The sequence below is a fragment of the Roseovarius sp. BRH_c41 genome, assembly GCF_000961715.1.
Classification (GTDB): Bacteria; Pseudomonadota; Alphaproteobacteria; order Rhodobacterales; family Rhodobacteraceae; genus Roseovarius.
On the sequence record NZ_LADY01000019.1, the window covers coordinates 133,293 to 145,500 of the forward strand.

At 55.5% G+C, this 12,208-nt stretch carries 8 protein-coding genes and 2 pseudogenes; 5 read left to right on the forward strand and 5 right to left on the reverse strand.

Annotated features, from left to right (window positions below):
* Positions 1-298 precede the first annotated feature (298 nt).
* A complete protein-coding gene (locus tag VR71_RS05510) occupies positions 299-1,348 on the forward strand; it encodes a glycosyltransferase family 2 protein (protein WP_045681905.1) in 1,050 nt (349 codons plus the stop codon).
* Positions 1,349-1,616: 268 nt separating this feature from the next.
* Here VR71_RS05510 and VR71_RS05515 read toward each other — a convergent pair whose 3' ends face one another.
* Both VR71_RS05515 and VR71_RS05520 read right to left on the reverse strand, forming a co-directional pair.
* On the reverse strand, positions 1,617-2,651 hold the full coding sequence (locus VR71_RS05515) for a glycosyltransferase (RefSeq protein WP_296429921.1): 1,035 nt from the start codon (positions 2,649-2,651) through the stop codon (positions 1,617-1,619).
* A gap of 369 nt (positions 2,652-3,020) precedes the next feature.
* On the reverse strand, positions 3,021-4,559 hold the full coding sequence (locus VR71_RS05520; protein WP_296429922.1) for a hypothetical protein: 1,539 nt from the start codon (positions 4,557-4,559) through the stop codon (positions 3,021-3,023).
* A gap of 270 nt (positions 4,560-4,829) precedes the next feature.
* On the opposite strand from VR71_RS05520, the gene VR71_RS05525 reads away from it, so the two are divergent.
* From VR71_RS05525 to VR71_RS05535, 3 genes are all read left to right on the forward strand, one after another.
* Entirely contained in the window at positions 4,830-6,038 is a 1,209-nt protein-coding gene (locus tag VR71_RS05525; RefSeq protein WP_296429924.1) for a glycosyltransferase family 4 protein, read from the forward strand.
* The gene (locus tag VR71_RS05530) at positions 6,035-6,967 is read left to right on the forward strand and encodes a sulfotransferase (RefSeq protein ID WP_045681914.1); all 933 of its coding nucleotides are present in this window, start codon (positions 6,035-6,037) and stop codon (positions 6,965-6,967) included. Before VR71_RS05525 ends, VR71_RS05530 begins: the two co-directional genes overlap by 4 nt.
* 214 nt (positions 6,968-7,181) lie before the next feature.
* A complete protein-coding gene (locus tag VR71_RS05535; protein WP_296429926.1) occupies positions 7,182-8,234 on the forward strand; it encodes a DUF6473 family protein in 1,053 nt (350 codons plus the stop codon).
* A gap of 66 nt (positions 8,235-8,300) precedes the next feature.
* On the opposite strand, the pseudogene VR71_RS05540 reads toward VR71_RS05535, so the two are convergent.
* Positions 8,301-8,986: pseudogene (locus tag VR71_RS05540) on the reverse strand (IS6 family transposase).
* Between the two features lie 295 nt (positions 8,987-9,281).
* Here VR71_RS05540 and VR71_RS05545 point away from each other — a divergent pair.
* Positions 9,282-10,188: pseudogene (locus tag VR71_RS05545) on the forward strand (IS110 family transposase).
* 251 nt (positions 10,189-10,439) lie between these two features.
* Here the strand turns inward: VR71_RS05545 and VR71_RS24685 are convergent.
* Both VR71_RS24685 and VR71_RS05560 read right to left on the reverse strand, forming a co-directional pair.
* Positions 10,440-11,386, reverse strand: a protein-coding gene (locus tag VR71_RS24685) for an IS630 family transposase (RefSeq protein ID WP_296429928.1) whose coding sequence is annotated in 2 segments (ribosomal slippage) — positions 10,440-11,042 and positions 11,045-11,386 — 945 coding nt in all. Because the reading frame shifts where the segments join, the coding sequence is not laid out codon by codon here.
* Positions 11,387-11,512: 126 nt separating this feature from the next.
* The coding region (locus VR71_RS05560; protein ID WP_296429930.1) for a hypothetical protein at positions 11,513-12,208 on the reverse strand (696 nt) is incomplete at its 5' end.

A 12,208-nucleotide genomic window follows, 5' to 3' on the forward strand; every position in this document is an offset into this window, starting at 1 on the left:
AGGCTTCCTGTCACCTTTGATGCTTTTGCCGACAAAAGGGAATCCATTTGTGGATTCGTGTGCAACGTTATCTTAGATTATGCCGTTTTATCCTCTAAGTATATCCGATATGTATCCTTCCCCGACGCCTCCAGAGCCGCACCGTGAGTCAATCTGTCTAGACCGAGAGGTCAAGCCCGTTTCAACTCCGGTCCGGTTGGCACAAGAGAACAGCCTTGATCTTGCTGGGTGAAGCCGCCATCTTCCGGGCAGTTTAGCGGCGAGGGCAGCGTCACTCACTCGTTAGGATCAAAGAACAATGCAAGAGCAGCGGGAAATGGAGGGGGCGGCGAAGGCACCCATCTCGGTCATTATCGTGGCCTATTGCTCGGCAGATGTGATTGAGGCGTGTCTTGACAGCCTAATCGCCACTACCGGTGCGACGCTTCGCGTTGTTGTTTGTGATAACGCCTCGCCGGACGATAGCGCCGCGCTGGTCGCCGACTGGGCAGGCCGCTGCGGGGTGAGCTTTGCCGAAGCCGAAGCGGGCGCCCAAGCGCCGACCGAAGGGGATCTGTCTTGGCTCACACTACTGCGGGTCCCGCAAAACATGGGCTTTGCGGGCGGCGTCAATACCGGGCTTACCTGGTTTTTGTCGCGAGCGGAGATCGAGCTCTTCTGGATACTGAACCCCGATAGCGTCGTTGAGCCCGGTACTGCCGCCGCCTACGTTCGCCGTGCTGAGGTCGCGGGCCCCTTCGCACTTATGGGCGGGCGAACCCGCTATCTCGAACCACCCGGCTATCTCCAGTCGGACGGTGGGCGCATCAGGCGCTGGACAGGGGGGGTCTGCTACAACGTCAACCAAGGTCTCCTGCCCGCAGCAGCCGAACCTCCTCTGGCCGGGAGCCTCGATTTCATCTCAGGTGCCAATATGGTTGCGTCGCGGACTTTCGTCGAAATGGTCGGACCGCTTCGGGAGGACTATTTCCTCTATTACGAGGAGGTAGACTGGGCCTATCGCCGGGGTGTGCTGCCGCTTCTCACCTGTCCGGAGGCGGTAGTCCATCATCATGGTGGCACGGCGATCGGCTCTGGCTCTATTAACCGGCGGGGCTCGGCATTCGCAAACTATTTCAACTTCCGCAACCGGTTGCGCTTTGTGGCACGGTTTGCGTGGCCGATGCTGCCGGTGACCTACGCCTTCTCGATAATGCAGATTGCCAAAATAGCACTGATGGGCGGCGGGCGGCAAGCGGTCGGGGCGCTGCGCGGGCTGCACCAGCTCGCCCCGCCGCGCGAGGTTTCTGATCGAATCGCCTCAGAGGCTGCGGAGCTTGCCTTCGGACGCTGGGGGCGGCGGAAATGATCCCACCGGGAAGGGAGATCGTCCTTAACTTCCGCAGGGGCTGTCGCAAACTTTGCCACGCGACGGAGTAACTCGTGTCGTTCGGCGCGGCGATCCAGAAAGTCTTGCGAATTTCTGGAATGGGATTGACCAGAGGGGTCGAATTGCCGTTTGCGGATAATGTGCGCGACTTCAATGCTGTCCAGTGTTGCCAAGGCTGAGTTGACTCGGCCAGAGAAGGTCAGATTCTATGTCGCGAGATCTCTTTCGTCCTAATTTAAGACTTTGGCTAAAGACTTTGAAAGAAGGCTACGATCTGTTCACCAACCCGTTTGGGGTCGAACTCCGAAAGGTCCGCGTTGTCAGATTCATTGCGGCCCTGCTCGGCTTCTTGAAGAGCATCCACACTTAGCGGTCCATCATAAAGCGCAACCCAATCGCGTCCCACCTGTTTTGCAAGCGCGTTGGAAAACGGTGTTCTGGGAGTCAAGACCTGTCGCCCGACGCTCATTGCATGAACAAGTGACCCAGAATGCAGATACTTCCTGAATGGAGCAACTATTGTATCACAACACAGGATAGCCATCTCGTATTCGACTTCTGACATATCTCCGAATTCCAGTCGGATGCGGGGGTCCGCCACCGCTTTGTCTTCTAAAATATCCTCGAACTCAGACGATGAGGCCCGCCCGGCGATCAAAAGCCGCCAACTCGGATTTTCACTGCGCAAAAATACGTTAATCAGATCGTCGACCCCCTTGTAGGGCCGAATCTGTCCGCAGTAACCAAATACGTAATGCTCCGTTTCCCAACCGCGGGCACTTCGCGCAGCACCCGCGTTGTGCGTTCCTTGGCACAGCCGTGGATATGCCGGATGCCAAGCCCATGCGACAGGTTTGTGTTTGAGTGCCCCTAAATGCTCCCGAACAACCGGAACCGTCCCAGGCGACAATGTCAGAGCAGCATCAATGTTTCGGGCTAAAGCACGAATGTAGAATGGCCAGATCAGGTTCTTGAACTTCCGAGGTTCATGAGGTTGCAGATTATGCACCAGCCAGACGACCTTGGTTTTTGGCCGAATCTGCTTGAGGCGATTGATTAGCGTCAGCATTCTGGCCAAAATATCCCAACGATCACGGGCCTCCCAGAACAGTTTTTCAGCCCAGTGCAAGATCAAAACATCCAGTCCACTGGTGGGTATGTCATTGACGGTTTCAATGCTTATTATCTCGCAATCCGCATCTCTCAACCCGCCTAGAAAAAGCTCCATAAATTTGTTGTTGTGGTCTCCGAACCCAGGCCAGCTTCCGATACGCAATCCCAAATCTCAAGCTCCTGTATCAAGCGCACTCGTACCGCTCTGTGGTACTCAGACTTGTCGTTTAAAAATCCGCATAACCTGCAATATTGTGTTTCGATCGACTACCCAAATGATCCAGCCCCCGTTCCACCAGACTGCCAAGGTTTCGGTTTTGGCCTTGATAAGCTCGCGGGGCGAGCACCACTTTCTGCAGAGCTTCGGGATCGTTTTGCAGTTGATATTGGATGGCCTTATCGGTCGGAGTTGTCTCTAGGTCTCGGCCGCAACGGACGCTCGTTGAGCGCAGCGGATATGATTGCATGGCGCGGCGAAGATTGCGTCTGTGGGGACTACACCCGAACCGATAAGGCCATCCAATACAACTCAACTTCCCTATCCTCTCCTGAGCAGCCGCGACTTGAGTTTACCCAGCAACACTTTGTCTTGGGCATCGAGACAACAAACAAGAAGAGTTGTCACATAGCCCGCAGATGCCAGACAGAAACCGACTCCTAGCATTGCCCAACTGTCCAGCGCCATAGAATGTGTCCAGCCCACACAGATCAATATCGCAATAAGCCCGGGTAGACATCCGGGACCAAGGGTTAGGCGAATGAAATCTATCCAACTTCCCTGAATGAAGCGCAGGCTTCCAGGCCAGATGATCAGGAGATGTCCCAGACCGGATCCAATACCGAACGCATACCCCGCACCCAGTGCGCCCATGTCCAGCCAGACTATGAATATCCACAACATGGCCAAGGTCGCAAGAACAACGATAATGTTCAGAATGTTAAAGGCGCGAATCTCTCCGGAGGCATAGGCGACTTGAAAGAACATGGCGCTGGCCCAGACCAGTGGATAGGCACCCAAAACCCATATCAGTACCGTAGCTGCATCTAGGTAATTAGGCCCTACATAAAGCGTAACTAGCGGGCCGCCAAAGATGATTAGGCTGGGTGGTAGAAAAAGCGCAGCCCAGAGATAGTATCGTCCACCCCGATAAAACAGCCCACGCAACGCCTCCTTGCGGCCTGAGACGAAGACTGAGGTCAGTTCGGGTAGGGCCGGGCGCGCGCCAACCGAGATCAGTTTGCGGATCTGAAGATCCGGAAGGTTTCCCAGATGAAAAGACACCACGTCGACTGGATTGGAATAGTGGTTTAGAAATAGCGCTGGGGTCGCGCGGTGCACGATGTTGCCGATACCCTGCACCGTCGTCCAGAGACTGAAGGACAACAGAGTGGCTACCGCCCGGCGCGAGATCAGGCGGTGATTGAACCTTGCTGCCGGCAGCAGACGGATGGTGAAATAGATCCGTATAGCTAGATCCAGAAGACTGCTGAGAACCGTGGCCACCACCAGCCAGATAACCTGCGGTCCGATGCCGAACAGAAACACAAGCAACAGTGCGATGCGCACAAGCAGCGTGCCAAAGTTAACCAGATTAAGTGTGACGAACCGCATCTTAGCGAACAAGCCAAAGCTGAACGGAGAAGCCGCTATTTCAAGGCAGAGGGACAGGACCAGCAGGGACAACATGATCTGGGCGCTGTGCTTGTGTGCTGCATCCACATTGATCAATTGATCGATATGCTGTACTGCCCACCCCCCCCCAGTTGCCACGATGAGCGCTACCAATGCCAGCAGCGGTAACATTGACGACACAATTCGCGCGACCTCTGTGTCGTCACCGCTTGCATCTGCCGCCACCAAGAAACGCGCGACGCCGCCGGCAAAGGCGTCCCGGAACAGTTCTCCAAAGATCATCAGAGAGGTTAGCACAGGTACAAGGCTGTATTCTTCGGCCCCAACCCGGCGCAACAAAAACTGGTTCACCCAGATCAGAATGATCAGATTTAGGATCGCGCCCAGCAACGAGGCACCAACATTGGTGACAAACCTGCCTACAGCGCCTTGCTTCATAACCATTCAAAATCTCAGATGCGCCGAAGCGTGTGAAAATTCTAGGACTATCTTCTCTTTAACCAACTCTCGGAAAGTTGTCGATGTAACGTCCCAGGGCTCTGCCGAAGATGAAGTTGGCGATAGCAGGTGCGTCAAGAATATAACAGGGGTAGGTCTGTTCTGGATTTTTTCGTCTGCGCATTGCATGTGTAGGAGTAACGGTCCCGGCCCAGTCTGCCCGGACATGGCGAAACATGGGTGGGCCATTTTAGTTCACCGAGAGCGGGTAGAGTTATGCGTAGTCTTGTTATCAGCCGATGGGGGCCGGGGCGCTTGGATAGTGGAGCTGCGCTGCGTAACGCGCAGAACATGGCGGCTCTCGCAGGACTTGGTCCGGTAGACGTCATGACGGTTGATCCGTCCGGCAACATACCCGACGCCGAGCGGTTTCCAGGTGTTACTGAAACTGGTCAATATGTGCCCGCCCCCCCTTGGCGTGTCCCCGGCCGCTGGCTACTGCCCGGACCGCACCATACGATCCGCCGCTATACGGATGCAGCCCTGATGCAGTATCTGCGATCCCTGTCTCCCGACATTTATGATTTTGCGCTGGTCGAGGAAATCGCGCTCTCGGCCTATGTGGCCCCACTACGTGCTGCCGGGATCTCGACCATATTCGACGCTCATAACGTCGAAGCCCGGCTGTGGGCCGATATAGGCAACAAGGACGGAGCGCGAAAATTGGGACTGGCCGCGCTTCGCCAGCGCATGTTCAACAGCAAATTACGGCAGGCCGAGGCACTAGCCGTGAAAAACGCAGATTTTGTCTGGGCTTGTAGCGATGTCGATGCAAGGTTGATGGAACGACTTTATCAACCAAAAAACGGGGTGGCGGTAGTGCCCAATGCCATCAATATCGATGCTTATGCCGATGCACGCCGCATCCGGAACGATGCCGATCCCACCACCCCGCCGCTACTGGTCTATATTGGTAGTTACTCTTATAAACCCAATGAGATTGCCGCTCTTAGGCTGATACAGGGCATTCTACCCGCTCTCCGGCAGGTCGGCATGGACCTACAGCTGGCAATTGTTGGGCGCGACCCAACGCTGGCGATGCAGCAAGCCGCGGCGAAAGACCAGTCTGTGCTTGTCACCGGCGGGGTTGCTAGCATTATGCCATACCTCGCGCAACAAAGCATCGCGGTCATGCCCATCACTATCGGTGGCGGCACTCGGCTCAAGGTTCTCGAAGCCTTCGCCGCTGGTTGCCCGGTTATTAGCACTGCCAAGGGTGCCGAAGGGATTGATGTGCAGCATGGAGAGAACATCTTGATCGCTGAAAGCGATACGGAGTTTGTCTCCGAAATCCTGCGGCTTGTTCGCGACCCGGCAGCCCGCGCAACCCTTGGGCTGTGCGGCTTTGAAACCGTTTCGCGGGGTTACTCCTGGGAGGCCGCAGCCGGGGCTGTCCGCGCCTCTCTGGGTGAGGTTACGGCATGACCCTGCCCAGTTTTTTGGTGATAGGAGCCGCCAAAAGCGGCACCACCTCGCTGGTCTCCTATCTTGCCCAGCACCCCGACGTCTTTGTCCCCACTTCGAAAGAGCCAAATTATTTCGCGTTGTCCGGACAGCAGAATAACCCGATCGGCCCGGCCCCACCTCATATCCTTCGGCAGATGCTCTACAACTGGTCCTGCAGTGACCTGTTCGACTATACTGCCATGTTTGACGGGGCCGACAATGCGCATGCCGTGGGCGAGGGCTCGGTCCGCTATCTCTATTTCCCCGACTCGCCGGTCCGTGTCCGAAACATGCTACCCGACATCCGGATCGTAGCTATCCTGCGCGACCCGATCTCACGGCTCTATTCGCATTACAATATGAATCGTCAGAACCAGCTTGAACCGTTGGAGCTACGTGCGGCGCTGGCCGCCGAAGATGACCGCGTGGCCGCCGGGTGGGGCTGGGACTGGCATTACCGGCGCCTCAGCCTGTACGGCGCACAGTTGAAACGCTGGTTCGACCTGTTCCCCCAAGAGCAAATCCAGGTTCATTTCTATGATGATTTCATAGCCCATCCCATGGCAGTCATCTCGGATATCTTCCGCCATATCAAGGTTAACCCTGATTTCATCCCAGACATGAACCGCCGAGGTATGGTCAGCACGTTGCCGCGCAATCTCTGGCTGGACCGTCAGATCAACTGGCCAAGCCGCATGCGCTACAGGCTGCTTTCTCCACCATTACGACGCTTCACCGTCCCGCTCCTGCATCGACTTAACCGTTGGAATAGCATGCCGACATCGCCGCTTGATCCGGACTTGCGTGCCGAGCTCACTCCCGTTTTCTCCAAAGATCTCGCGTTTTTATCCGAGCTTTTGCAACGTGATGTGCCGTGGCAGAGTATGCCAAACAAGACACGTAAATAAAGAGTATTGCTTCATGAGGTATCGCCCAGAAATAGATAGTCCGAGCGACAGCGCAGTGGTGGCTGTATATCCTGTCCTGTACCATGAAGGTTCTTGCCTGTTTGCCGGTCGCTCCATCGGAGTTGACATGTTGTTTCAGTCAGAGGTGACCCATCTTTCTGATCCGGCCAACTTTTATGTCAGACCATGACCGTCCTCAGTATTATTTGCAGGCATGGAATTATCCTTTACTGATTTCATGGAGCAGTACGTTCTTGGAGTGTCTGCCATTTCTTTGAAAGGAACATATCTGACAATGAACTTGGACAAACAGGCAAAGCAAGACATTCACCTCTCAGGTTATCAGGCCCGGGACTATGATGTTGTTGACTATCATATGACGGAGCTTCCCGGAACTGGGCTGCAGTTCCGGGGGCCTGTTCCGGAAGCGGCCCTAAGTGGAGGCGACTTTTTTGCCTGCATCGGCGCTGCCCAAACCTTTGGATGTTTCTGCGAAGAGCCCTACCCAGACCTAATAGGGCGCGAAATCGGTTTACCCGCTCTCAATCTGGGTTACGGCGGCGCAGGACCGGAGTTTTTTCTCAAGCAGGACAGCTTGCTGCCCTATCTGAACCGTGCGCGTTTCGTGATATTGCAAGTCATGTCTGCACGCAGTCAGAGCAACCAACTATATGACTGTGACGGCTTGGAATATGTTCGCCTGCGTCAAGACGGACGCCACATGGGAGCAGCCGCTGCCTTCACGGAGCTGCTGTGCGGGCCGATGACCATCCACAACCTTCCGCTGCCATTCCGCGTGCGACGCAAGCTGGCCAATCTTAAGGTCCGGCCGCGCGCCCGTGCCATCGTGTCGGATCTGCGTGAAGCTTGGATCAGATCCAGCCTTGAACTGATCGAACGGATTGAGGTTCCCGTGATCCTGCTCTGGTACTCGAAACGCGCGCCCGCCTATCACGAAGGCTACGCGACCCATTCACAGCTGTTCGGAGAATTTCCACATATGGTCACACCTCAGATGCTGGCGCCGCTGAAGCCCAATGTTGCAGCTTATGTTGAGGTTGTCACGTCAGTCGGTAGCCCCCAGCCCCTGTTCAGCCGCTTCACCGGCAAACCGACAACGGTCAACCCAGCCAATGACCGATCTGATCTTGCCGTCAAGCCGTGGTCGGAAAACCTGTACTACCCCTCACCCGAAATGCACCATGATGTGGTAAGCAGTCTTTTGAACACCCCAGAAGCCATAGCGGTCATGCGAAACAAACCGTAGACCTGTATTTCTGGGGCTGTTGCATTAACTCGATGGGGTTGCGCTGAAGTCGTTTACGACTTTGGGTCACGCTGCGATTTTGAACAACCGATCGATAAACTCCGGCTCACCCATGACACCCACTTTCTTGTTGTGGATGTGGCCGCGTTTGATGGGTCGGATTGTCTCGATGCCGGTCAAGGTTCCTTTCGCTGTTTGCAACGATCGAAAGCTCTGACGATATCCGAACAGCCGTTTCAAAGCGGCGTGGTCGTTCTCGATCAGGTTATTGCGCCACTTTTGGTCGATATGCCTGATGCTGTCAAAATGTGGATCGTATCGGTGATTGACCTCGCGGATGACGCGCCGATAGCTTTGTGCCTTGTCGGTGCAGATGGACACTGGGCGATGCAGTCGCACACGCTCAATTGCTTTGCGCAAAAAGGCGCGGTCAACCGAAGATCAACCATTTGGCCGTTTGCATCAACCGCGCGCCACAAATAGCGCCACCTCCCACCAACCTGAATGTAGGTTTCATCCACATGCCAATCGACGCTTGCGCGACGCAGATGCTGTTCCGTGCGCTTGGCCAGTTCTGGGATGAATTTCTGTACCCAGTGACAGACGGTGAATCTATCGACAGTGATCCCACGCTCAGCTAGAAGATCAACAACACCCTGGTAGGACAGCGGATAGCGCAAATACCAATGCACGGCGCAAAGGATGACATCACGCGGAAAACGGTGATGTTTGAATGGTGATTTACGCGGCATGTCGAACCTGAAAGACAAAAAATCTGGCAGCAAAGCGCTGTTAAAGCTTCCGACTTTTAATCTGAGACATATCCTGCAGCCTTGAAGTAGATGGAGGAGTTGGCGCCCTCCCTAACGGCATCGCAATGTGCCAAGGTCGTGGTGTTCAACGCCACGCGAAGAGGAGGACGGCGGGATGAAGGATATGATGATTGGGGTCGATCTGGCAAAGAATGTTTTTCAGGTTCATGGTGCCCTTCGAACCGGGGAGGTTCAGTTCCGCAAGAATCTGACGCGCGCATAGTTTTATGTGTTTATGGCTCAGCAGGAGAACTGTCTGGTCATTTTTGAAGCTTGTGGCAGCGCGCATTACTGGGCGCACGAGATGGAAGTAGTTGGCCATGAGGTGAAACTGATCGCGCCACAGTATGTTAGCCCGTTCGTGAAGCGTCAAAAGAACGACGCCGCCGATGCGGAGGCGATTGTGATCGCGGCACGACAACCCGAGATGCGTTTTGTTGAACCCAAAACAGTCGAGCAGCAATTTCGCGCAGCTGTGTTTCGTGGCCGAGAACGCCTAGTTCATCAGCGGACCGCCGATGTAAATGCATTGCGGGCGCTACTGTATGAGCACGGGCATGTTTTTCCTCAAGGAATACGATACCTTAATCGTATGACTGCGCTTGTGGAGGATGAGACCACCGACTTGCACGCACTGATCCGGGAGGAATGCCTGGACCTACTGGCGCAGATTGCAGAGAAAACGGCGTATCATCGAGCGTAACACGAAACTCAAGACGTTGGCCGCCGAGTCAGACAAGGCGCGCCAGCTCCAGACCATGCCAGGTGTTGGGCCGCTGACGGCTGTTGCGGTGGAAGCGTTTGGCCCAGACATGGCACAGTTCAAAGCTGGGCGCGACTTTGCGGCTTGGTTAGGTCTTGTTCCCAAGCAACATTCTTCTGGAGGCAAGGAACGTTTGGGGCGTATGACCAAGGCTGGCCAAGCCGATATCCGACGCCTCCTGATCATTGGCGCAATGTCACGACTGGGTTAGCTGGGACAGCAAAAGATTGTCGAGGGCAGCTGGCTTTCACGAATGTTGGCGCGCAAGCCAAAGTTGCTGGTTGTATTTGGGCTGGCCAAGAAGATGGCTCGGCAAATTTGGGCGATGCTGACGAAGAACGAGGATTACAGGGATCCGGCGCTTGCAGGCGCGGCATGATACTCGTGTCAAACTGCTAGTGACGGTGCAAAGGGGAGTGTGAGAAGGCGATGACCTGAATGGGCAAAACGATCGAACAGATCCGGATCAGGAAAACCAGTGCTGGAATACGAGCTGAAAGCTCGAGAAGTAGATTTGCACCCGACCCGCTGATCACCGTCCCGGCCCGCGGCTTCTGGAAATGTCGCACATTGAGGCCTGACAGAAGTTCGCACTCGATCACATGCCTGAACGGTCAGAAACTTCTTGCACTATGGGCGGCAACCACAGAAGTTCCGGCACTCGTCCGGAGAAAAGAGGTCGCAGATTTCGGCGACGGCTTTGAACATCTCGGTGAAGGTGCTTGCCCCGATGCGACGCAGGTGAGCTTTGAGCTTGGAGAACGCCATCTCAATTGGGTTCAGGTCGGGGCTATACGGGGGCAGGAACAGGAACCAGCATCCGGCCTTTCGCATGGCTTTGGCCGCGGCGGCATTTTTGTGGGTGGCGAGGTTGTCCAGGATGACGACTGTTCCCGTCTCCAGTTCTGGTATCTGCACCTGTGCGACGTAAGCCGCGAAAGCTGCGCCATCCATCGCGCCTTTGATGACCCATGGCGCGACCAAAGCATCCGACGTCAAGCCAGGGATAAAGGTCTGTGTCCGCCACGATCCGAAGGGGGCATCCATGACGAGCCGCTCTCCGCGTGGGGACCACCCACGCTGGCGGGTCAGGTTGGTTTTGACAGAGGTTTCGTCAATGAAGACAACGTGGTCTGGTTCGGCCGAGACGGCTGGCACGCGATGAGTGACCCAATCGTCGCGTTGTTTTCTTACCCGTGCGCGGCGTCGCTCGGCCGCAACCAGCGACTTTTTTTGTACGTGAAACCAAGCTTGCGCAGGAACCGACCAATCGCATCAGGGTGGGCTTGAACACCGGTGGCATCTGCGAGCGCACCGGCCAGTTCAGGCATGGTCATGTCGCCATCCTGTTCAATCAGTTCGATGAGAAAAGGCCGGTAGGGATCAAGTTTGCCCTTGCCACGAGGCCGACCCTGGGGCGCGGCCTTAGCCTGTCCTGTCTGACGGATCGCAAGCCTCCAACGCGCCCCGGTGGCGGGCAATAGCTTCAGACGAAGGGCCGCTGCGCACCCACTTAACCCTTCCTCAATCAACTTCTGAAACCGCGCACGAAGCGCATCCGGCAAAGGTGCTGACATGATCCATCCTCCCAAACAGGGTGAATCACAGATCAGCCATAAAGGGAATCCCAACGATCCAGGTTTTCAGCCGGACGCTTTAAGGGCCAGCAGTCCCTCTGGAGGAGGTAACAATTACTTCGATGCTCATCCAAATATAAAGGTATCATCAACATAGGTTAGCTGAAGATAGTTTTCGACCTGCTCGCGCTCTAACTCATCAAGCGCTCGATCATAGATCAGTACGGCAGCGATTTCGAGTTGGCTTTCACCCAAGCCCCGGATCTCCTCACCCAGCACAAGACGTTGCAGGTCGGTGTTGAACGTATGACTGCCACTATCGATCAGCCCACCGTTCAGATAGTGGTTGAACGCACCATCATCCAGCACCACCGACTGCACAAGCCAGCCAGGGCTCGCCGCCTCAATGCCCGAATCGAAGTCGTTCGATCCACCATAACCCTGCACCGAAAGGGTTTCGTTGTTCCAACTCGAAACCAGACCAAAGGTTTCATTCCGCACCCCGTCACCATAGGCAACACCTGCGGAAACCCCTTCGTGATCCAGATAATCAACCACAAAGAATATCGTCCGGTCCGCGTTGCCGGAAGACAGGCCGTTCAGCGTGTCAGTAGCGTTGACCCTTTCCAGCAGATCACCAGACCCGTCAAAGGCAATCGCCGACTGACCTGTCGGCGTTGCATTGGCAACCAGCGTCGGATCGCCCTGTGCTAGAAGATCGTTGCCCCGACCTGACCCGTCCAGCCAACCGCTTACCGTATTGCCGGCCCCAAGACTGACATTCTCGCCCGATTCATAGGCCGCAACCAACCCAGCGGTCAC